Raw genomic sequence first — 20249 nt, 5'->3', positions numbered from 1 at the left:
CTACGGCTTGAAGTCCTGATTTCATTTGCTATCGTCCTGAGAATGATCGATCCGCTCTCACAGCTCATCCAGCTTCTTCGCCCACGCACGGTGTTCACCAAGGGCATCAGCGGCGCTGGCCGCTGGGCCGTGCGCTATGCCGAATTCGGAGAGCCGAGCTTCTGCACGGTCGTCGAGGGGGCTTGCCGGCTGGCCGTCGATGGCGAGACACCCGTCACGCTGGGGGCCGGCGACTTCGTGCTGCTGCCAACGACCCCGGGCTTCACCCTTTCGGGGTTCGACCCGGTTCAACCAACCTTCATCGATCCCAAGGCAGTGCCGGCGCCGACGGACGAGGTTCGCCACGGCAGGCAGCATGGCGAACCGGACGTGCGCCTGCTCGGCGGCTATTTCGTCCTCGACTCGCCCGATGCCGGACTGCTTGTTTCACTGTTGCCGGCATTGATGCATCTGCGCGGGATCGATCGGCTTTCGACGCTTGTGCGCCTGGTTGGCGACGAGGCGCGTGACGAACGGCCAGGACGAGACCTGGTTCTGGCGCGACTCGTGGAAGTGATGCTCGTCGAGGCACTTCGGTCCATTCAGGGCGAAAGCGCAACACCCGGCCTGTTGCGTGGCCTCGGAGACGCGCGGCTGGCGGTGGCCATTCGCAAGATCCACGCCGATCCGGCGCATGCGTGGACCGTGGCGGAACTCGCAAACGAGGCGGCGCTCTCTCGCTCGGTGTTCTTCGAGCGCTTCACCCGCGCCGTTGGCGTGCCGCCAATGGAGTACCTACTCGTATGGCGCATGGCGATCGCCAAGGACCTGCTGCGGCAACGCGATCTTGATCTCGCCTCGGTCGCCGAGCGCGTCGGCTACGGTTCGGCCAGTACCTTCAGCACCGCCTTCAGCCGCCACGTCGGCCAGCCGCCCGGCCGCTATGCCCGCATGGCAAGTGCCTGAGCGCCTTGGCGTTGAGATGAATACGCAACGATGCTCCCGCACCTTTGCTCCAGAGCATCGTCTTCCGTAAGAAATCCTTCAAATGCCGGAGCCGGCCACATTTATACCCTGCTCGGTCGTCTATAGAGAGGCGCACCACCAACATCGAAGCACCATTCATGCTCCGACGCCTCTATGACTGGACGATGTCGCTCGCGACACGAGAAACCGCCTTTGTGTGGCTTGGCATCATCGCCTTTGTCGAAAGCTCGATTTTTCCGGTTCCCGCGGATCTGCTTCTCATCCCAATGGCGCTGGCGCGCCCAGAACGGGCGTGGCGCTACGCGCTGGTCGCCACCGTTGCTTCGGTGCTTGGGGGTATTGCCGGCTGGTATCTCGGCCACTATGCCTTCGATACGCTGGCAAGGCCGCTCTTGGAGTTCTACGGCAAGCTCGATACGTTCGAGCATCTGAAGGCGTCGGTCGACTCCGAAATGCTGGCCTTGCTGCTCATCACATCAGGCTTGGCACATCTGCCGCCGATCAAGGTCGTGACCATCCTGTCGGGCGCTGCCAACATCAATCTCGGCTTCTTCATCGTGTCGGCAATCATTGCACGCGGCGGGCGCTTCTTCCTGCTTGCCTGGCTGCTGCGCCGCTTTGGCGAAGAGATCCGTGATTTTCTCGAGCGGCGGCTTGGCGCGCTTGCCGGTGGGGCGGCTGCGGTCCTGATCTGCCTCTTCGCCGCCCACCGCCTTTTCTACTGATCCCTGCCCTGCCCGACCCGTCCAGGGGTAACCACGTTCCGTTTTGCTTTACGCCTTTGCGGAAACCGCAGTCGGCAAGGACAGCGGCGCGAGCGTCCGCATGCCGCGGCCCCTCGGGTCGTTCTCGGGCGCCTTGCGGCACGCATAGTCCTGCGCCTCCTGAAGCTTCGCGCGCGCGCCGTCGTAGTCGATCAAGGTCGGCCGCCCGCCGCTGACGACGCAGGTGCCGTCGACATAGACCCGTTCGATCGCCCGCTCAGCCGCGCAATGCAGGAGGTTGCGTAGCGGATCGTAGACCGGCTGCATCGCGTGATGGCGAAGATCGACCACGAGGAAATCCGCCTTTGAGCCGACGGCGATGCGGCCGATATCATCTCGGCCGAGGGCCCTTGCGCCGGCGATGGTCGCAGCCTCCAGTATGTCACCGGTGGCGACGTCGAAGACGGACTTGCCGGCGAGCCGTGCGCAGATCATCGCCTGGCGCATTTCTTCGAGCATGTTGAAGGGATAGCTGTCCGTTCCGAGCGCGACATTGACGCCGGCCCGGCGGTAGCGGCCGACCGATTCCAGCGCCATGCCGCTGCGCGAGAAGGTGACCGGGCAATGGGCAACGGTCGTCTTGCGGTCGGCCAACAGCCGCAGATCGACCTCAGTGCGTTGCCGGGTCCAGGAATGGCTGTCGACGAAGATGCAGTGGCCGAGGATCAGATCTTTACCGAGCAGGCCGAGACTTTCGAGATACTGCACGGCGGTCAACCCGTGGCGACGCAGCAGTTCCTCATGTTCGGCCATGGTCTGAGCGGCGTGAATGGTGACCGGAATGCCGCGCTTGCGCGCAGCCGTCACGGCATCCTGCAGCAGTTCCGGCGAACAGGTCTCGATCTGCGACGGTGCCACGACGCCGCCAAGGCGACCGGATGGGTGCGACGCCGCTGCGTCCACGACCTCCAGCGCCCGCGCAAAGGCTTCCCGACCGCGCGCCTTGTCCCAGCGGAAATCGAGGCGGTGGCTGTCTTCGACATGCCATTGCGCCTCGCGGAAGCCGGGCGCGACGAAGGCACGTGCGCCGCTTCGGGCGAGCGTCGGCAGCCAGCTTTCATGCGGGCCCGCGATGTCGAGCAGCGTGGTGACGCCGCTGCGCATCAGATCGCCGACCATGACCGTCAGCGACGCCTCGATCGCGTCGTCGTCGATTTCCAGAAGGTTGGAGTATTCGTAGAGCGCGTTGCCCCAAAGGGCGGCCGTGCCCATGTCCTCGAAAATACCCTTGGAGATCGGCTCTTCGCCGGAATGGCAATGAACGTTGACGAAGCCCGGCATGATCATCCGGTCGCGGCCGGAACTTTCGCTGTCGAATGGCCCGTCGTAGTGGCCGCCAACATGGACGAAGCCCTTGTCGTCATAGGCGATGTCGGTGTCGTGCAGATAGACGTGACCGTCGCGCTCGCGATCGAAGGCGACGAGCGTGTGCACATTGCGAATGACGTGGATCTCTTTAGTCATGCGTGGTCCTGAAATATTGCTCGAGGAAACGGCTATAAGCTCCCATGAAAGCACTGAAAACGAAATAGACGACGGCCGCGAAAACATAACCTTCCAGCACCGCGATACCCTGCCATTCCGGATCGCGCATGGCCGTACGCACGGTATCCAGGAAGTCGAGCAGGCCGACGATGGTCACGAGCGTCGTATCCTGGAAGAACCCGATGAAGAGGCTGACGAGCGGCGGGATGACCTTCTTCAACGCTTGCGGCAGCACGATCTTCCGCATGATCTGCCAGTAGTGCAGGCCAAGCGAATGGCCGGCCTCCACCTGCCCCTTGGGAACCGCCTGCAAGCCGCCACGGACAATCTCGGCGATATAGGCGGCGGCAAAGAGAATGATCGCCACCTGTGCCCGGATGAGCTTATCGACGGTGATGCCGTCTGGCATGAACAGAGGCAGCATGACCGTTGCCATGAACAGGATGCTGATCAGCGGCACGCCGCGCACGATCTCGATGAAGCTGACCCCCAGGATGCGGATTGCCGGAAGGCTGGAGGCGCGGGCGAGTGCAAGCGCGATGCCGAGCGGCAGCGCGAAGGCAAGACCGATGAAGGAAAGCATGAAGGAGAGCGGCAGCCCGCCCCATTGCGCCGTCGGGACGACGGTCAGACCGAAGAACCCGCCCGCCATCAGCACATAGAGCGTCGGCAGCATGATTGCGATCCAGGCGATGAATAGCGTCCGTCCCCAGACCTTCGGCACCATCGAGACGAGGCAGGCGCCGAGAAACAAGAGCATCGCCGTGAGTGGCCGCCATTGCTCCTCGAACGGATAGAATCCGAAGAAGATGTAGCGCATCTTCGCTGAGAGGAACGGCCAGCAGGCGCCACTCGTCGCCTTGCATTCCGCCGGCGTGCCGGAAAAGGTCGCGTCGATGAACAGCCAGCCGATTGCGAGCTTGGCAAGCGCGAAGATCGTGCCGAGGCAGACGATGGTGATCAGCACATTGCCTGGCGTTCCGAAATAGGCGGCGAGCCAGCGACCTTTCGGCGCCGGTGGCACTTCACGATCGGACGTAAGCGTCGAGCCGCTGATGAGGGTATCGATCTGTGTCATGGCTCAGCGCTCCCTCAGCGCGACCTTGGCGTTGTACCAGTTCATCACCAGCGAGATGAGGATCGACAGTCCGAGATAGACGCCCATGAAAATGGCAATGGATTCAATCGCCTGTCCGGTCTGGTTCATAATCGTGTTCGAGACCATCACCAGGTCCGGATAACCGATGGCGATCGCGAGCGAGCTGTTCTTGAAGACGGTCAGATAGGTGTTGGTGAGCGGCGGGATGATGATCCTGAGTGCCTGCGGCAGGATCACCAGTTTCAGGGTGCGCGCGCGTGAGAGGCCAAGCGCCGTCGCAGCCTCCCACTGCCCCTTGCTGACCGCCTGGATGCCGGCCCGCACGATCTCCGCAACATTGGCCGACACGCTGAGCGTCAGCCCGAGGAGAAGCGCCACGAACTCCGGGCGCAGGTGATAACCACCGCTCAAACGAAACCGGCCGAGCACTGGGACGTCCCAGGCGACCGAAATGTTGGCGAACAGCAGCGCCGCAGCGATCGGCAGGAAGAACGCCAGCGTGGTGATCGCGGCCACCGGCATGTCCTTTCCGGTGACGACGCGCCTGCGGCCGAGGATCCGCGCGACGAAAGTGGCCGCGACGACAGCGACGACGAGAGCCGTGACCAAAGCCGCAAATCCGCTTTCCCAATGCAGCGCGGGCATGACCAGGCCGCTGTTCGACAGGAATACCCCCGGGAGCATCTGGATCGCCTGCTTGACCGGCGGAAACGTGGAGATGATCAGCGAATACCAAAGCAGCAGGTAGAGCAGCAGCGGCACGTTGCGGAGTGCTTCCACATAGCCAAGCATCAGTCGCGAAAGCACGGGGTTGTGCGACAACCGCCCAATGCCGACCAGCAGGCCGAGGATCGTGCCAAGCAATGCAGCAAGCAGCGAGACTTTGACCGTGTTGGCAATGCCGACGAGGATTGCACGACCGATCGTATCCGTTGGCTCGTAGGTGATCGCGGTCTCCGTGATGACGAAGCCGGCCTGGCGCGCCAGGAAGTCGAAGCCGGTCGCGATATCCTGCTTGGCAAGATTGGCGCTCGCGGTGCTGAACATCACCCAGGCGATGAGCAAGACGATGCCGACGGCGATCGCTTGATAGAGATAGGCGCGAATGCGCGCATCATAAAACAGGGGCATCGGGCACCCGTCCCTTAGGCAGGACCTACAGCGCCGCGGATCTCATCTGGGCGCAGAGGTCGCTTTGGCACTTTGAACGTCCGCAGTTCTTCCACAAATCGGAGACGATCCAGGGAAACATGCAGCGGGAAGGTGGGCCCGCGCCGAGACGCGGGCCCGTCAATCCTTAGCGGAACGGCGGTGCATAGAGCAGGCCACCCTCACTCCAGCGGGTATTCGGGCCGCGCGTCAGGCCGAGAGCGGTCTTGGTGCCGAGGTTACGCTCGAACATTTCACCGTAGTTTCCGACGCCCTTGATGATGTTGTAGCCCCACTTGTTGTCTAGGTTCAGCATCTTGCCGAGTTCTTCGTTGACGCCGAGCATGCGCTGGATCTCCGGATCCTCGCTCTTGGCCATCTCGTCGACATTGGCCTGGGTGATGCCGCGCTCCTCAGCTGCCATCAGCATCCAGGCCGACCAGGATACGATGTCGCGCCAGTTGGAATCGTTCTGGCGAACGGCAGGTGCCAGCGGCTCCTTGGAGATGGTTTCCGGCAGAACGACGTAATCGTCCGGGTTGTTGGCGACGGCGCGGATCGAAGCGAGGTCCGAGCGGTCGGACGAGATCGCTTCGCAACGGCCGGAGAAGAAGGCGTTGCGGTTTTCGTCCGGGTTTTCAAAAACGACCAGTTCGAACTTGCCGCCGATCGAGCGGAAGAAGTCGCTGAGGTTTTGAGCGGTCGTGGTGCCGGGCAGCGTGCAGATCGCCGCATCCGTCAGCTCCTTGGCGCTATTGACGCCGAGCGACTTCGCCACCATCAGCCCCTGGCCGTCGTAGAAGACGGTCGGTCCGAAGTCGAGGCCGAGCGAGACTTCGCGCGAAAAGGTAAGGGTCGTCTGGCGCGACAGCATGTCGATTTCGCCGGACTGCAGCGCCTGGAAGCGCGTGTTGATGTTCGTCAGGACGAAATCGACCTTTTCCGGGTCACCGAAAACGGCGGCGGCGACAGCGCGACAAACGTCGACGTCGAAGCCCTGCATGTGCCCCTTCGCATCCGCGGTGGCAAAACCCGGCGTGCTCATCGAGACGCCGCAGATCAGCTTGCCGCGCGCCTTGACCGTTTCGAGCGTCGTCGCCGCGTTCGCAGACGTCGCGGCCACAAGCCCGACGGCGATGCCCGCAACGGTCGCGCAAAGCTGTAGGATCCTGTTTTTCATGAATTCCCTCCCTTTGGTTTTTCCTTGTCCTGACCGGCCCTGGTCGTGCGGTCCTCATCGCACGCCTCCTCCCTGACCGATCGACTCCGGCCCGCAATTGCCGACGTCATGAGTTGCATACGATAGCAGAATACAAACATCAACATGATTGTATACAATATTGACGACAGAATATTCGGGCGCTGTCGGACGTTTGGAACAAGCAGCCCTTCAGCATGTCTTACTTGACAGGGCGGCCGACGCAGGACCAGGTCTATTCGATCGCCTATCCATCCAAGGCAGAGTGGAACGACACGCGCTTCTTCCGCGAGGACTTCGACAAGCTTATCTTCACGGCCCGCGGCGAACTCGACACGGCCAAACGCAAGGCGCTCTATCGCCAGGCGGCCATGATTCTGCGTGACGAAGGCGGTGTCATCGCGCCGATGTTCAACAACTACATCGATGCGACGAGCGACAAGGTCGGCGATTGGGTGGACGATCCGAACGGCGAACTGATGGGTGGCCACGCGCTGACGAAATGCTGGCTCAACGCTTAGATCACGATGGCTTTGGGGGCGAACCGCCCCAAAACCGTACACGTGATCGATTCTCATAAGTGAGAGCGGGATGCGGTGGAAAAACCGCAAAACACTTTTCCTCATTCCGCTCTTAGCAGATGAGAAAGAAGCCGAAGGTCGGTGACGACCTTCGGCTTCTTCGCAAGCATTCAGAGCGTCCGGCGGAGTGACAGCATGCCGTCACTTGCAAGCTCCACCTCGATGTCATGGTAGCGGGCAAGCGTCATGTGCGGGGTGTCGGCAGCAGCCTCATGGGCTCCGGTGATGACGACGACATCCGCGCCGGCCGCTAGGCCCGCCATGATACCGGCAGGCGCGTCTTCGAACACCAGGCAATCCTCCGGCCGCACCCCCAGACGCTCAGCAGCCATGCGATAGCCCTGCGGATCGGGTTTGCCAGTCGAAACATCTTCGCCGGTTATCATCAGTTGCGGCGTCGGGATGCCGGCAGCCGCAAGACGGCGCACCGCCAGGTCGAGCGGCGCCGACGTCACGATCGCCCATTTCTCCGGCGGCAGGGAATTCAGGAAGGCGACGGCGCCAGGGATCTCGACGATGCCCTCGACATCGGCGATCTCGGCAAGCGCCAGATCGTAGGCTTCCTTTTCCGGATCGATATCGGGCAGTTGCAGGCTACGGATCGTATCGACGGCGCGCACGCCGTGCACGGTCTTCATCATCTCGACAGGGTCGAGACCGTTGCGCACGGCCCAGGCGCCCCAGACACGCTCGACCACGGCCATGGAGTTCAGCAAGGTGCCATCCATATCGAACAATAGGGCAGCAAAATTCTTCGTGAAAACGGATGAAGGCGCGGCGTCCAAGGCAATCCCCTGAGATGGTGAAACGGGCGGCAGCAACATCGCCCCGTGGAGAAGGCACACCTACTACCGGACGATCAGACACACAATGCTATTTGCGCCTGCACTGCCAGTGGCCTCGCTCAGCACGCGGCCTGGACTCGTGTCGTCATGAGGAAATCGATCGGGCCACCGGGCTGATCGTCATCGAAAACGGCACAGGACAGGACGCCGCTGAAGACGGCGCCGGAGTCGACATTGGTCCGGTTGCCGATCGTACGCGGGTTGGCCGTACTGGGTGTGTGTCCATGACAGAGATGCTTTCCCCAATACTCGCCGGAATAGTCCTCTGGTCGCCTGATCCAGAGAAAGATCTCGTCGCCTTGCTGCTCCAGCGGCAACGTCTCATCGACACCCGCGTGCACGAAAATACGGTGTCGTTCGACAAGGATCGTTGGGAGTTCCTTCATCCACTTCAAATGCCGACCGGGAATGACGCCGTTGTAGGAGACCAGCGTCTCCTGGCCACCATTGACGAGCCACCAATCAACGTCGTACTCGCCGCTGCTGGCGCCCCACAGCATATCTTCATGGTTGCCCTTGAGTGTCAGCCAGGTCCAACCGGGCTTGGAGGGGCCGGCCATGACCAATTCAACGACACCGCGACTGTCAGGCCCCCGGTCGATCAAGTCGCCGAGAAAGATGACCCTGCCCGCCGGCGCATAGGCTTCAATCTCGTGCAGAAGCACACGCAACTGTTCAAGGCAACCATGAATGTCGCCGATCGCGAAGGTGAGTTGCCGGACGGCCATGCGTCTACTCTCCACACATACTCCATACCCTCGGACCGGGCTGATCCCAGGGGAAAATATCAATAAATCAAAACACTATAACAAGTCTTTCGTCGAAACGTATGCGCGCGATATCGATCGAAACAACCGAATCACGTCAAAGTGCCCGACAATTTTGCCGATAGTCCGCCGAGGTGGCCGAAACTAGGCGGAGGTACGTTTTGGAACGAACTCACCAAAGCCATGGCTGCCGCCCTGATGCGGACAGGCGGCATCGCCGCTGAGCCCTCAGCGGCGGGAATGACCCTTTGCGATCGTCGAGCTGGCGATCGATACCGGATCGCTCGCCGGAAATGTATCTTCGAGCCCCTCGTCGAGCTGTTCTTCCATCGCATCCCGATCGTGCGCCTGACGGGCATTCAGCAGCGGACCTCGTAGCGAACCCGTCGGGGCGCCCGCGGCCTGCAACGCTTCATCTGCGTCGAGCGCCGTCTTGAGCATCTCCTTTGCCTTTGCAACGGCGTTGAGCCGGTTCAACGAGCCGGCGCTATCCTGCGGGCACATCACGGTCACCACTTCCCCGCCATCACCGACGAACTCGACACTAAATCCGGCCCGACCGGCCCGTTCCGGGGAAACCTGTATACCGACGACGCGCATCTAATCCTCCTGCAAGCGGATTGGCGCCTCTGTCCACCGGACTGACATGGCAAACGGGGTCGCCGACCGTCCGTGCGGAGTCGAGGACATGTATGCAAGGAAGCGTCGAAACGCGCTTTTGTTCCGAGAACCCGAAAAAAAGCGATATGCGACCGCGTTTGTGGTCAGATCAGAGTGCGCCCGGCAAGGCGACGGGGCCTGTTGTATCGGCCGGCAGGTCCTTGGCGGTATCGGCAGACTGGAAGGCCGGGTTGCCGGCGGGCGGCTTCCTCGTACAATTAGCGAAAGCATCGAGGTCGCGTTTGTAGACCTTGGTCTCGACGTTCATCATGCCGAGCACGGTGTGGAAGAGATTATCGTGCGATTTCGGCTGCGCCGTATCCTTGGCGAGACAGGCGGTATCCACACCCATGGACGCCTGATAAGGTTTCGAGAACCAGGCGACGAACGGCACCTGCGTCTGCTCGCGCGGGGCGATCGCATAGGGCGCACCATGCAGATAGATACCGTCTTCGCCGAGCGACTCGCCGTGGTCGGACATGTAGATCATCGCCCCGGCGACGCGGTCCTGGTGCTTCTCCAGAAGGCGGGCGACACTCGCCAGCACGTAGTCGGTGTATAGGATCGTGTTGTCGTAGGCATTGGTGATCTCGGCGACCGAGCACTTCATCAGTTCCGGCGTGCGGCAATCCGGGGTGAACCGGCGGAACCGCTCGGGATAGCGCAGATAATAGGACGGACCATGGCTACCGAGCTGGTGCAGCACGATCACGCTGTTCGAGGTCGTCGCCTGAAGCTTCTTGTCGAGTTCGCCGAGGAAGATCTCGTCCAGGCATTCCCCGTTCTTGCACAGGGGACTGTTCTTCTGGTTGGTCATGCTGGCGAAGCTGATGAGGTCGGCGATACCCTTGCTGCCGGTGTTGTTGTCCCACCAGGTGGTCGAGACGCCGGCACGCGTCAGCACGTTCATCAGATTTTCCGTCGACCGCGCCTTCCAGTCGCTATATTCATTGCGCGGATAAACCGAGAACATGCAGGGCAGCGAAATCGCCGTCGCCGTGCCGCAGCTCGTCGTGTTGGTGTAGTTGACGACACCAAGCGCCTTCAGTTCCGGATTGGTCTCGCGCGCGTAGCCGTTCAAAGAGAAGTTCATTGCGCGCGCGGTTTCGCCGGCAACGACCACAACGACCACGGGCTTACCGGCGGCTGCGATCCGCGAACCCTGATGCGCATCGGTACCGAGCGGCTGTACGACGATGTTGCGCTCCTTGTAGGTCGAAGCGGCATATCGCACCGCCGCCGACACCGGCCCGGTCGGATTGAACCGCTTCATCAGGTCCTTATGCTCGCGGATCACGTAGGCGACATTCGCGAAATTCGCATAGACCAGCCCGCCGCTGACGAGGAGGCATGGGATGATCACCGCGAGATTGACCGCAGCATTGGCGAGAAAGCGGCGGCGGCGGACCTTGACCAGGACGACGAGAAGCGAGGGAAGCAGGCCGTAGAGCAGCAGATGCATCGCCAGGCTGCCGGTCAGCAGGTGACCGGCTTCCGCCTGCGTGGTCACGGCCGCGTTGCCGATCATGTCCTTGTCGATGATGACGCCGAAGGAATCGATGAAATAGGAGGCCGACGCCGACACCATGATGAAGAAGATCAGCACCGGCTTCATCACATATTTGACGGAGGCAGTCGTCAGCGCCGCAAAGGTCAGCAGGCAGAGGGCGGCGCTGAAGGAGAGCAGCGCCGCGGCGGAATCGTTGAAATAGGCGACCGCGTGGGTCCAGAAAGATTTGTTGGTGACAAGAAGCAGATAGGCGCTGACGAGCGCGCTGAGAGCGATGCTACCGATCTCTGGCCGGCGAATTCTCGAAAGTATCAAAGCGGGTCTCCAGCGGCGACTGCGCGAACATCAGAGATGGTCGACACAAGCGCCGGCATTTCATCGAAGTGGAGACCGCAATACGGCCACCTGTTCAGTTGCAGCCTCTCCCTCATCGGTCGAGATACAACGGACAAGCTGTCCAAACCCCGTCAAGATTGCTCGTTGCCAGCTCCATGCACGCGCCAGTGGGTATTGCGACCAGGAGTTGGCAGCCCAGGCGAAAGCCCATATGGTCGACAACGGCCCCTGTAATATCGAGACGATTCAATGCGCCTGCTCCTGGTTGAAGACAGTCCGCGACTGGTAGAACTGGTCGGCGAAACCATGCGGGACGCTGGCTGGAGGCTTGATGCCGTTTCAACCGTTGCGGACGCTGAGACGGCAATTGCCGGACGAGAACACGATCTCGTGCTGCTCGATCTCGGCCTGCCCGACGGCGACGGCCTGTCCCTGCTTCGTCGGCTCCGACACGATTATCCGGGACTGCCCGTCCTGATCATCACCGCCAAGGGATCCGTCGACGAGCGCATCGCCGGGCTCGATGCGGGAGCTGACGACTATCTGGTAAAACCGTTTCACCATCGGGAGCTTCTCTCCCGTTGCCGCGCGATGCTGAGGCGCAACCCGCAGGCCGTCCAGCCGGTGCTGGAGGCAGGCGCCCTGCGATATGACCCGGCAACCGCCGACCTCACCTGTGACGGCATCGTCGTGCCGTTGCCGCCGCGCGAACGGTCGCTGATGGAAATCCTGATGCGGGAGGTCGGCCGCGTCGTGCCGAAGCGAAAACTCGAAACGGCGCTTTCGGAATACGGTCAGGAAGTCACGCCAAATGCGCTCGAGCTCGCCGTATCGCGCGTCCGAAAGCGCCTGCAACCGCTTGACACCGGCGTACAGATAGAGACCGTGCGCGGCATCGGCTATCTGCTCAGGCGCGCCTCATGAAAACCCGCAACCCGTCGCTGATCGGCATCGTCGCCCGCCGCATCGTCGCCTTCTCGCTGGTGGCCATGGCGCTTCAGATCGGCGTCGTCTTTGCCGACTATTGGTTCGACGACGACAAGCTGAGCGTCCTCATGCTCCAGCAGGAAACCGAAAATGTGGCGGCCTACGTCCAGGTCCGCGATGGCGTCGTGAGCTACGAGCCCAATCACGAGACGCGCGAGCGTTATCAGGACCGTCATGACAACGGTGGCTCGATCTTCCTCCGCATCCGCACCGCCTCTGGCGAGATCGTCTATTCGAACTGCACGAGCGAATGCGCCCGACATTTCCTGCCGGTCAGCATGGATGCACCGCAATTCTGGAAGCGCCTGATCGCGCCCGGCAAGCCCTTCAGCGTCGCCGGCGGCCAGACTTTCGAACGCGGCGGCACCACCCTGCTCATCGAACTCGCGATTCTCAACGATCCCAACGGCTTCATGTACGGCGCGCTGCTGCACGAGATGTTCGATTCGATGATCGTGCCGATGACTCTGATGTTCTGTCTCGTCATTGGCGCGACGATCTGGTCGATCCGCAGCGCACTGAAGCCCGTCGCGATGGCCGCCAGGGCGGCCGATGCGCTGGACCCGCGCGACAGCAGCGCACGCCTGCCACTGACACGAATGCCGCAGGAGATCGCCCGCCTGGTCATTGCCGTCAACCGCATGCTCACGCGGGTGGCCGACCTCATCCAGTCGCAGAAGCTGTTCTCGTCCTCGATCGCCCACGAAATCCGGACGCCGGTGTCGATCGCCAAGATGGAGTTGAGCCGCATCAACGATCCGAGGGCTCGCAACGCCGAAAGGGACCTCGACGCGCTGACCCATATTCTTGAGCAGCTAACCTCTCTGGCGCGGGCCGATGCGGTCGATCCCTCCGCCTACCAGCGCACCAGCCTGTCGCAGATCGGAGCCGCCGTTGCGGAGGCCATCGCACCGTTCGTCTTCGACCACGACAAATCGCTCGAGTTCGTCGACGAAGGCACGCCACCGGTCACCGCGATCCCGGCGCTCGTCGAAAACATGCTGCGAAATCTGATCGAGAACGCGGTGAAGCACAATCCGCCGGGCACCCGCATCGTTCTCGCCTGCGGTCCCGGCCCGGTGGTCTCCGTCGAAGACAATGGCAAAGGGCTCGTCGATCTGCCCGAACACCACGAAGACCTCGGCTACGTGAAGAGTTCCGGCCAGCTCGGGCTCGGCCTCAAGATTGTCCGGCGCATCAGCGAGTTGCATCAGGCGACGATTTCGGTCGATACGGCGCCGGAGCGCGGAACCAAGATCTCGATAGACTTTTCCGCCGCGGTCTGAGCCCCGCCAATTGGCCGCTCCGGGAGCATAGGCTCCCTCCCCTCCTGACCCTGCCCTTTAGCGCCATGCGCCCATTTGCGCTGACGCCGACGGCCGGCTCTTTGCGTTGCCATCTGGATCCCGGCCGGGGCAACCGACCGTTCGCCGATCGTCCGGCGCTACGAGCTACCAACTCCCTATCGCGCACAATACTTCAAATTCATTCGATTGACTTAATCGATGGAATGATGTAATTTCAGGATATGATGAAAAACAAATCCACCACACAAACACCGAAGCAGGATCGCGGCGACGTCACGCGTGAGAAACTTCTGACGAGCTCCATCGATGTCTTCGGGCGCTACGGCTTCGACGGCGCCAGCACGCGCATGCTTGCGGAAACCGCCGGCGTGAACCTGCAGGCGATCCCCTATTATTTCGGCGGCAAGGAAGGCCTCTACATCGCTGCCGCAGAACACCTTGCGTCGATCATTGTTGGACATGTCAGTGAACTTCGAAACGTGATCCTCGAGCGCTTGGCCCGCCTCGACAGCGAAGGCAAGGCAATGTCGACTGAGGAAGCCCGGGACCTGTTGACCCAGATGGCGCAACACATGGTCGCCATCTTCGTCAGCCGGCAGTCGGAAAGCTGGGCGCGCTTCATCATTCGCGAACAGATGGAGCCGACCGAGGCGTTCGAACGAGTCTACACCAATGTCATGGGTCCGATGATTGGCATGGCCGGCAGGCTGGTTGCAACAATCCTCGCAGAACCGCCGCAATCCGAACATGTCCGGCTGAAGACCCTGTCCTTCGTCGGCAGCATCCTCGTTTTCCGCATGGCCCACGCGGCCATGCTCCGCCAGATGAACTGGCAGGCTGTCGGTCGCGACGAGCTCGATATTCTGCGTCGCCACGTAGAAGAACTCGTCGCAGCACTCGGCGGCCAGCAGGAGCGCCAGCCATGAACAAGCCAGCAATCGCTCTCCTATTGTTCGCCGGCGCCGCCGCCGGCGCGTGGTGGTTCGATGTGCCGCGGCAACTCGGCTGGGCCGCCACAGAACGAACCTCGGTGCTTTACGGCAATGTCGACATCCGCCAGGTCTCGCTCGGCTTCCGCGTCAATGGCCGCATTGCGAGCCTTGGCGTCGACGAAGGCGATGCGGTGAAACCCGGCGACGTTCTCGCCACCCTCGACGCCATTCCGTTCGAGCAAGCAGTGGCGGCGGCGGAAGCCGAACTCGGCGCGCTCAAGGCCAATCTCGCAAAACTGAAGGCCGGCGCACGACCTACGGAAATCGCCCAGGCGCGGGCCGTCCATGAGGAACGGCTGGCCGATCTGAAGAATGCCGACCTTGCCTTTGAGCGCGCCCGGCAGTTGCGGCCGAACGGTACCATCTCCCAGGCGAACCTCGACGAGGCGAGCGCCAACAGGGCCGCGGCCGCAGCGCGCGCCACGTCCGCCCGCGAGGCCCTGGCCCTGCTCGAAGAAGGAAGCCGGATCGAAGACATCGAGGCAGCTCAGGCACAGGTCCTGGCGGCAGAAGCCAAGCTCGAGAGTGCCCGAACATCGCTCGCCGACACGCGCCTTCTTGCGCCGAGCACTGGTACGATCCTCTCGCGGGTCCGCGAAGTCGGCGCGATCGTCGCGCCATCCGACATGGTCTATGTCGTTTCGCTGAACGAGCCCGTCTGGGTCCGGGCCTATGTCGCCGAGCCCGACCTCGGCCGCGTGCATCCCGGCATGCCCGTCGAGGTCACGTCGGACGGCGCCCCGAATCGCCCTTACAAGGCGACGGTCGGCTTCATCTCGCCGGTGGCCGAATTCACGCCGAAGTCGGTGGAGACGCCGGAGCTCAGGACCGACCTCGTCTATCGCCTGCGTATTGTCGTCGACAGGCCTGGCCCGGATCTAAGGCAGGGCATGCCGGTGACCGTGCGGCTGCCGGAACAGGCTGGGGCCAAGCGATGAGCGACAACGCACCCTTCGTCCGGATCGCGGATGTGGTCAAGCGCTTCGGTGATGCCCCACCGGCGCTCGACCATATCAATGGCGAAATCCTCGGCGGGCGGATCACCGGGCTCGTCGGTCCTGACGGTGCAGGAAAGACCACGCTGATCCGGCTGATGACCGGGCTGATGCTGCCGGACGAGGGAAAGGTCGAGGTGCTCGGTTTCGACACGGTCACGAATGCGGCCGACATCCAGGCGGCCATCGGCTACATGCCGCAACGTTTCGGCCTCTATGAGGATCTTTCCGTTCAGGAGAACCTGAACCTTTACGCCGATCTGCGCGGCCTGCCGCTCGCCGAGCGCACCGCGACCTTCGACGAACTGCTCGAATTCACCGATCTCAAGCGCTTTACCGCACGGCTTGCCGGCAAGCTTTCCGGCGGCATGAAACAGAAGCTCGGCCTTGCCTGTGCGCTCCTGCGCAAGCCCCGCCTGCTCCTCCTGGACGAGCCGGGTGTCGGCGTTGACCCGATCTCCCGTCGAGACCTCTGGAAGATGGTCGAAAACCTGACGGCCGAAGGCATCGGCGTCGTCTGGTCCACCGCCTATCTCGAAGAGGCCGAGGCCTGCGACAGCGTGCTCCTGCTCAATATGGGCGAGCTGCTGTTTTCCGGCAGCCCCTTAGAACTGACCGATCGCGTCGCCGACCGGGTCTTCAAGGTTTCCGGGATCGCACATGGACGCCGCCAGAAGCTCGCGCGCTATCTCGACGAGGACGATGTCGTCGACGGCGTCATTCAGGGTGAAGCGATCCGCCTGGTCATGAAGCCGGACGCCAAACCACCAACGCCGGACGAGGGTTCGTCAGCGCCTGGTGTGACCGTCACCGCGCCCCGCTTCGAGGATGCATTCATCGATATGCTCGGCGGTGGGCCTGGCGGCCGCTCGCGGCTGGCGGAAACCCAGACACCCTTTGCAATGGAGAGCAGCAAACCCGTCATCGAGGCACGCGGGCTGACGAAACGCTTCGGCGACTTCACGGCGGCCGACGACATTACCTTCGATATTCCGCGCGGCCAGATCTTCGGGCTGCTCGGCCCGAACGGCGCCGGCAAGTCGACAACGTTCAAGATGCTCTGCGGGCTGCTGAAACCGTCGGCTGGCGAAGGCCGTGTTGCCGGCTTCGATCTGCGCCGCGACGCGGCCGAGGCACGCAACCGGCTCGGTTACATGGCGCAGAAATTCTCGCTCTACGGCGACCTCAGCGTCGCCCAGAATCTCAGCTTTTTTGCCGGCGTCTACGGGTTATCCGGCGCCCGCAAGCGCGAACGTATCCAGCTGATGATCGAGATCTTCGCCTTCGACCGCCTGCTTGGCATGTCGGCCAAGGATCTGCCGTTGGGCCTCAAGCAGCGGCTGGCGCTGGCCTGTGCCGTGCTGCACGAGCCGGAAGCGCTGTTTCTCGATGAACCGACGTCCGGCGTCGATCCGATCACCCGGCGCGAATTCTGGACCCACATCAACGGCCTGGTCGAAAAAGGCGTGACGGTGCTCGTCACCACCCACTTCATGGACGAGGCCGAGTATTGCGACCGCATTTCGCTGATCTACCGCGGCCGGTCGATCGCACTCGGCTCACCTGACGAATTGAAGGCGCAGGTCGCCAATGATAAGCTGCCGGACCCGACGATGGAGGATGCCTTCATCGCCCTGGTTCAGGGTTCGGAGGAAAAGGCGGCATGAGCGCGCAATCCTCCAACATCGAAAGCCGCGCCGCCCGGGCCCGTCGCTTTGCCGCGCTGGTGCGCAAGGAAAGCTATCAGATCGTCCGCGACCCGAGTAGCATCCTGATCGCCTTCGTGCTGCCCATGATCCTCCTGTTTCTTTTCGGCTACGGCGTCTCGCTCGATACGACCCAGACCCGCGTCGGACTTGTCATCGAGGAAGAGGCACCGCTGACGCGCGATCTCGCCGCGGGTTTTCAGGCTTCCCGCTATTTCAAGGTAACGGTCGGCCGCGACCGGCGTGAATTCGAAAAGGACCTTGTGCTCGGCCACGTGCGCGGCATCGTCGTGATCCCTGCCGGCTTCACGGCGGATCATTCCGCGGGACGGCATCCGGCGTTGCAGGTGCTCGTCGACGGCTCCGACCCCAACACCGCCAATTTCGTCCAGAACTACGCCCAGGCGACCCTTGCCAACTGGGAGCGCCAGCGCTTGAGTGACGGCGGCGGCCGGCCGCCGGCGATTTCGGCCGAGCAGCGCTTCTGGTTCAATCCGGAGCTGACCAGTCGGAATTTCCTTGTGCCCGGGTCGATCGCGATCGTGATGACACTCGTCGGCACGCTACTCACCTCGCTCGTCGTTGCCCGTGAATGGGAGCGCGGCACGATGGAGGCGATGATGGCAACGCCCGTATCGGCCGCCGAACTGCTGGCCGGAAAGCTGCTGCCCTATTTTATCCTTGGGCTCACGTCGATGACGCTTTGCGTGCTGCTCGCCGTCTTCCTCTTCGGCGTTCCCTTCCGCGGGTCGATCGCGGCGCTCTATGCGCTCTCGGCAACCTTCCTGATGCCGGCGCTCGGCCAGGGCCTGCTGATCTCGGCGGCGACGAAGAACCAGTTTCTCGCCTCACAGCTCGCGCTGATCTCAGCCTTCCTGCCGGCCTTCCTTCTCTCCGGCTTTCTCTTCGAAATCAATTCGATGCCGACGGTTATTCAATGGATCACCTTCATCGTGCCGGCCCGTTATCTGATCCCTAGCCTGCAGACCGTGTTCCTTGCCGGCGACATCTGGCCGATGTTTACACGCGCCATCGCCGTCATGCTCTTAATCGGCTGCGTCTTCTTCGCGCTCGCCGCCCGCAGCACCCGCAAGAGGATTGGCTAAGATGTGGTGGACAAGGCTCAAGGCGCTGATCGTCAAGGAGTTGCTGGCGGTGTTGCGCGACCCAAAGGGGCGCACCGTGCTGATCGTCCCGCCGATCCTCCAGCTTCTGGTGTTTTCCTATGCCGCGACGTTGGAGGTGACGAATGTCGACATCATGGTGCTGAACCGCGACAACGGCCATTGGAGCCAGGATCTCGTCCGCGAGATCGACGGCGCGCCGACTTTCCGCAGCATCCGCTTCACCAACAGTCCGGACGAGGTGCGTGTGGCGATAGACACCCAAAAGGTCATTGCCGCAATCGAAATCGGCCCCACCTTCTCGCGCGACATCGAGGCGAGCCGGCCGGCGGAGGTACAGGTCATTCTCGACGGACGCCGCTCCAACGCATCGCAGATTGTTTCCGGCTATCTCGGGCGCATCGTCGGAACACTGGGAGCCGAGACACCGGCCGGCAAGCGCATGGCATCCGGCGCCATCGCGGTCGTGGCGCGTAACTGGTTCAATCCGAACCTCACCTATCAATGGTTCATGGTGCCGAACCTCGTCGCCAGCATCGCGCTCCTGATCGGCCTGATCGTGACCGCGCTGTCGATCGCGCGCGAACGCGAGCTTGGTACTTTCGATCAGCTCATGGTCTCGCCGCTTCGAACCCACGAAATTCTGATCGGCAAGCTGATCCCGCCGATGATGATCGGCCTGTTCCACATCACGATCTACATTCTGGCGGCGGTCTTCATTTTCGGCGTACCGCTGCGCGGCTCGCTGTTCCTGCTCTACGGCAGCGCGGTCTTCTACCTCGCTTCCGTCGTGGGCCTCGGCCTGTTCATCTCGGCGCTGTCGATGACGCAGCAGCAGGCGATCCTCGGCGCCTTCCTCTTCATGGTGCCGGCAATGCTGCTTTCCGGCTTCGCGACGCCGATCGAAAACATGCCCACCTGGCTGCAGCCGATCACCTATATCAACCCGCTGCGCTACTTCCTCGTCATCGTGAAGGGCGTATTCCTGAAGGACATACCGGCGGTCGAGGTGGCGCGACAGACGATCCCGCTGTTGCTGATCGCCATCGTCACCCTCTCGGCCGCCTCGTGGCTTTTTCGCCGCCGGCTGGAATAGCCAGGTAATTCCAGCAAAGACGGGGTTTTGCGGCCGGAATTGCCTGAAGCGACTCCTTTCGGCCGCAAAAGCACTACTCCTTCAGAAACTGTGCGATCGCGGTGATTTCGTTCTGGCGGATGTCGTGTCCGCCCGAGTGCCATTCGGTTTCGGTCGCCGCGCCCTGCCCCTGGAAGTAGTCCGCCAGGGCCTGCGTCAACGGGGCCGGGCAAATGGGATCACGTTCCCCGGCCGTAATCAGCACTCTGCGCCCCTTGAGACCCACATTGTCCTTTGGACGGAACGGGATCAGAGGATGCATGAGCACCGCTTTGTCGAAGACACCCTCTTCAATCAGCACGTTGGCAAGAATGTTCGCGCCATTGGAATAGCCAAGGCCAATCACCTGCGAAGCCTGATGCTCCGCGGCAAGCGCCTTGACGAAAGCCGCCATCTTCTCGGTGGCACGTGCGAGGTCCCCCATGTCGTAGACACCCTCGCCCGTGCGCTTGAAGAAGCGCGCAGCCCCATGTTCCGATACGTCGCCCCGCGGCGAGACGATCGTCGCATCGGGCAAGAGCTCGGACGCGAAGGTGAAGAACTGGTTTTCGTCGCCGCCGGTTCCGTGGAAAACGAAGAAGATCGGCTGACCGGGCTTGCCGGCCTTCAGTTTGTGGACATAGCCAAAGTCGACCATTTTTGT

18 protein-coding genes and 1 pseudogene are annotated in these 20249 nt (G+C 62.2%); 10 read left to right on the top strand and 9 right to left on the bottom strand.

The window, feature by feature from the left end; translation table 11 throughout:
• Positions 1–42: 42 nt before the first annotated feature.
• Positions 43–945: an AraC family transcriptional regulator gene (locus QM996_RS22350; protein ID WP_334198234.1), complete on the top strand. Its 903-nt coding sequence runs from the start codon at positions 43–45 to the stop codon at positions 943–945.
• 158 nt (positions 946–1103) lie between these two features.
• A complete protein-coding gene (locus QM996_RS22345) occupies positions 1104–1691 on the top strand; it encodes a YqaA family protein (RefSeq protein WP_334198233.1) in 588 nt (195 codons plus the stop codon).
• Positions 1692–1739: 48 nt separating this feature from the next.
• Here the strand turns inward: QM996_RS22345 and QM996_RS22340 are convergent, their stop codons facing one another.
• The 4 genes from QM996_RS22340 to QM996_RS22325 all read right to left on the bottom strand — a co-directional run bounded on the left by QM996_RS22340 (position 1740) and on the right by QM996_RS22325 (position 6643).
• Positions 1740–3194, bottom strand: a complete 1455-nt coding sequence (locus tag QM996_RS22340; protein ID WP_334198232.1) for an amidohydrolase family protein — start codon at positions 3192–3194, stop codon at positions 1740–1742.
• Positions 3187–4272, bottom strand: a complete 1086-nt coding sequence (locus QM996_RS22335; RefSeq protein WP_334198761.1) for an amino acid ABC transporter permease — start codon at positions 4270–4272, stop codon at positions 3187–3189. The genes QM996_RS22340 and QM996_RS22335 overlap by 8 nt, the downstream gene beginning before the upstream one ends.
• 24 nt (positions 4273–4296) lie before the next feature.
• A complete protein-coding gene (locus QM996_RS22330) occupies positions 4297–5445 on the bottom strand; it encodes an amino acid ABC transporter permease (protein ID WP_334198231.1) in 1149 nt (382 codons plus the stop codon).
• 166 nt (positions 5446–5611) lie between these two features.
• On the bottom strand, positions 5612–6643 hold the full coding sequence (locus QM996_RS22325; protein ID WP_334198230.1) for an amino acid ABC transporter substrate-binding protein: 1032 nt from the start codon (positions 6641–6643) through the stop codon (positions 5612–5614).
• 185 nt (positions 6644–6828) lie between these two features.
• On the opposite strand from QM996_RS22325, the pseudogene QM996_RS22320 reads away from it, so the two are divergent.
• Positions 6829–7182, top strand: a pseudogene (locus QM996_RS22320) (ABC transporter substrate-binding protein); the annotation flags it as partial.
• A 170-nt stretch (positions 7183–7352) separates the two neighbouring features.
• Here QM996_RS22320 and QM996_RS22315 read toward each other — a convergent pair.
• The 4 genes from QM996_RS22315 to QM996_RS22300 form a co-directional block, all read right to left on the bottom strand.
• A complete protein-coding gene (locus QM996_RS22315; RefSeq protein ID WP_500270472.1) occupies positions 7353–8066 on the bottom strand; it encodes an HAD family hydrolase in 714 nt (237 codons plus the stop codon).
• A gap of 80 nt (positions 8067–8146) precedes the next feature.
• Positions 8147–8815 carry a metallophosphoesterase family protein gene (locus QM996_RS22310; protein WP_334198228.1) on the bottom strand — a complete coding sequence of 223 codons (669 nt, stop codon included), beginning with the start codon at positions 8813–8815 and terminating at the stop codon, positions 8147–8149.
• Between the two features lie 267 nt (positions 8816–9082).
• Entirely contained in the window at positions 9083–9454 is a 372-nt protein-coding gene (locus tag QM996_RS22305) for a hypothetical protein (protein WP_334198227.1), read from the bottom strand.
• 169 nt (positions 9455–9623) lie between these two features.
• On the bottom strand, positions 9624–11339 hold the full coding sequence (locus QM996_RS22300; RefSeq protein WP_334198226.1) for a phosphoethanolamine transferase: 1716 nt from the start codon (positions 11337–11339) through the stop codon (positions 9624–9626).
• A gap of 270 nt (positions 11340–11609) precedes the next feature.
• Between QM996_RS22300 and QM996_RS22295 the strand changes: the two genes are divergently transcribed.
• From QM996_RS22295 to QM996_RS22265, 7 genes are all read left to right on the top strand, one after another.
• Positions 11610–12284 (top strand): response regulator transcription factor, encoded by a 675-nt coding sequence (locus QM996_RS22295; protein ID WP_247959657.1) that lies wholly within the window; start codon positions 11610–11612, stop codon positions 12282–12284.
• On the top strand, positions 12281–13633 hold the full coding sequence (locus QM996_RS22290; protein WP_334198225.1) for a sensor histidine kinase: 1353 nt from the start codon (positions 12281–12283) through the stop codon (positions 13631–13633). The genes QM996_RS22295 and QM996_RS22290 overlap by 4 nt, the downstream gene beginning before the upstream one ends.
• A gap of 242 nt (positions 13634–13875) precedes the next feature.
• Positions 13876–14580: a CerR family C-terminal domain-containing protein gene (locus QM996_RS22285; RefSeq protein ID WP_334198224.1), complete on the top strand. Its 705-nt coding sequence runs from the start codon at positions 13876–13878 to the stop codon at positions 14578–14580.
• Entirely contained in the window at positions 14577–15584 is a 1008-nt protein-coding gene (gene hlyD / locus QM996_RS22280) for a secretion protein HlyD (protein WP_334198223.1), read from the top strand. Before QM996_RS22285 ends, hlyD begins: the two co-directional genes overlap by 4 nt.
• Positions 15581–17308: an ATP-binding cassette domain-containing protein gene (locus QM996_RS22275; protein WP_334198222.1), complete on the top strand. Its 1728-nt coding sequence runs from the start codon at positions 15581–15583 to the stop codon at positions 17306–17308. Before hlyD ends, QM996_RS22275 begins: the two co-directional genes overlap by 4 nt.
• Positions 17305–18453 carry an ABC transporter permease gene (locus tag QM996_RS22270; protein ID WP_334198221.1) on the top strand — a complete coding sequence of 383 codons (1149 nt, stop codon included), beginning with the start codon at positions 17305–17307 and terminating at the stop codon, positions 18451–18453. The genes QM996_RS22275 and QM996_RS22270 overlap by 4 nt, the downstream gene beginning before the upstream one ends.
• Before the next feature lies 1 nt (position 18454).
• A complete protein-coding gene (locus QM996_RS22265) occupies positions 18455–19567 on the top strand; it encodes an ABC transporter permease (protein WP_334198220.1) in 1113 nt (370 codons plus the stop codon).
• A 73-nt stretch (positions 19568–19640) separates the two neighbouring features.
• On the opposite strand, the gene QM996_RS22260 is transcribed toward QM996_RS22265, so the two are convergent.
• Complete coding sequence (locus QM996_RS22260; RefSeq protein ID WP_334198219.1) at positions 19641–20243, bottom strand: alpha/beta hydrolase; 603 nt, start codon at positions 20241–20243, stop codon at positions 19641–19643.
• Positions 20244–20249 lie beyond the last annotated feature (6 nt).

It is taken from the genome of Sinorhizobium chiapasense (genome assembly GCF_045277575.1).
GTDB classification, from domain to species: Bacteria; Pseudomonadota; Alphaproteobacteria; order Rhizobiales; family Rhizobiaceae; genus Ensifer; species Ensifer chiapasense_A.
This window is presented reverse-complemented; position numbering and strand designations above follow the sequence as displayed.

Coding starts and splice junctions, on each gene's coding strand:
- QM996_RS22305 (WP_334198227.1), bottom strand. CDS start 9,454: ATGCGCGTCGTCGGTATACAGGTTTCCCCGGAACGGGCCGGTCGGGCC.
- QM996_RS22325 (WP_334198230.1), bottom strand. CDS start 6,643: ATGAAAAACAGGATCCTACAGCTTTGCGCGACCGTTGCGGGCATCGCC.
- QM996_RS22260 (WP_334198219.1), bottom strand. CDS start 20,243: ATGGTCGACTTTGGCTATGTCCACAAACTGAAGGCCGGCAAGCCCGGT.
- QM996_RS22290 (WP_334198225.1), top strand. CDS start 12,281: ATGAAAACCCGCAACCCGTCGCTGATCGGCATCGTCGCCCGCCGCATC.
- QM996_RS22270 (WP_334198221.1), top strand. CDS start 17,305: ATGAGCGCGCAATCCTCCAACATCGAAAGCCGCGCCGCCCGGGCCCGT.
- QM996_RS22310 (WP_334198228.1), bottom strand. CDS start 8,815: ATGGCCGTCCGGCAACTCACCTTCGCGATCGGCGACATTCATGGTTGC.
- QM996_RS22340 (WP_334198232.1), bottom strand. CDS start 3,194: ATGACTAAAGAGATCCACGTCATTCGCAATGTGCACACGCTCGTCGCC.
- QM996_RS22295 (WP_247959657.1), top strand. CDS start 11,610: ATGCGCCTGCTCCTGGTTGAAGACAGTCCGCGACTGGTAGAACTGGTC.
- QM996_RS22285 (WP_334198224.1), top strand. CDS start 13,876: ATGATGAAAAACAAATCCACCACACAAACACCGAAGCAGGATCGCGGC.
- QM996_RS22315 (WP_500270472.1), bottom strand. CDS start 8,066: ATGTTGCTGCCGCCCGTTTCACCATCTCAGGGGATTGCCTTGGACGCC.
- QM996_RS22265 (WP_334198220.1), top strand. CDS start 18,455: ATGTGGTGGACAAGGCTCAAGGCGCTGATCGTCAAGGAGTTGCTGGCG.
- QM996_RS22350 (WP_334198234.1), top strand. CDS start 43: ATGATCGATCCGCTCTCACAGCTCATCCAGCTTCTTCGCCCACGCACG.
- QM996_RS22345 (WP_334198233.1), top strand. CDS start 1,104: ATGCTCCGACGCCTCTATGACTGGACGATGTCGCTCGCGACACGAGAA.
- hlyD (WP_334198223.1), top strand. CDS start 14,577: ATGAACAAGCCAGCAATCGCTCTCCTATTGTTCGCCGGCGCCGCCGCC.
- QM996_RS22275 (WP_334198222.1), top strand. CDS start 15,581: ATGAGCGACAACGCACCCTTCGTCCGGATCGCGGATGTGGTCAAGCGC.
- QM996_RS22330 (WP_334198231.1), bottom strand. CDS start 5,445: ATGCCCCTGTTTTATGATGCGCGCATTCGCGCCTATCTCTATCAAGCG.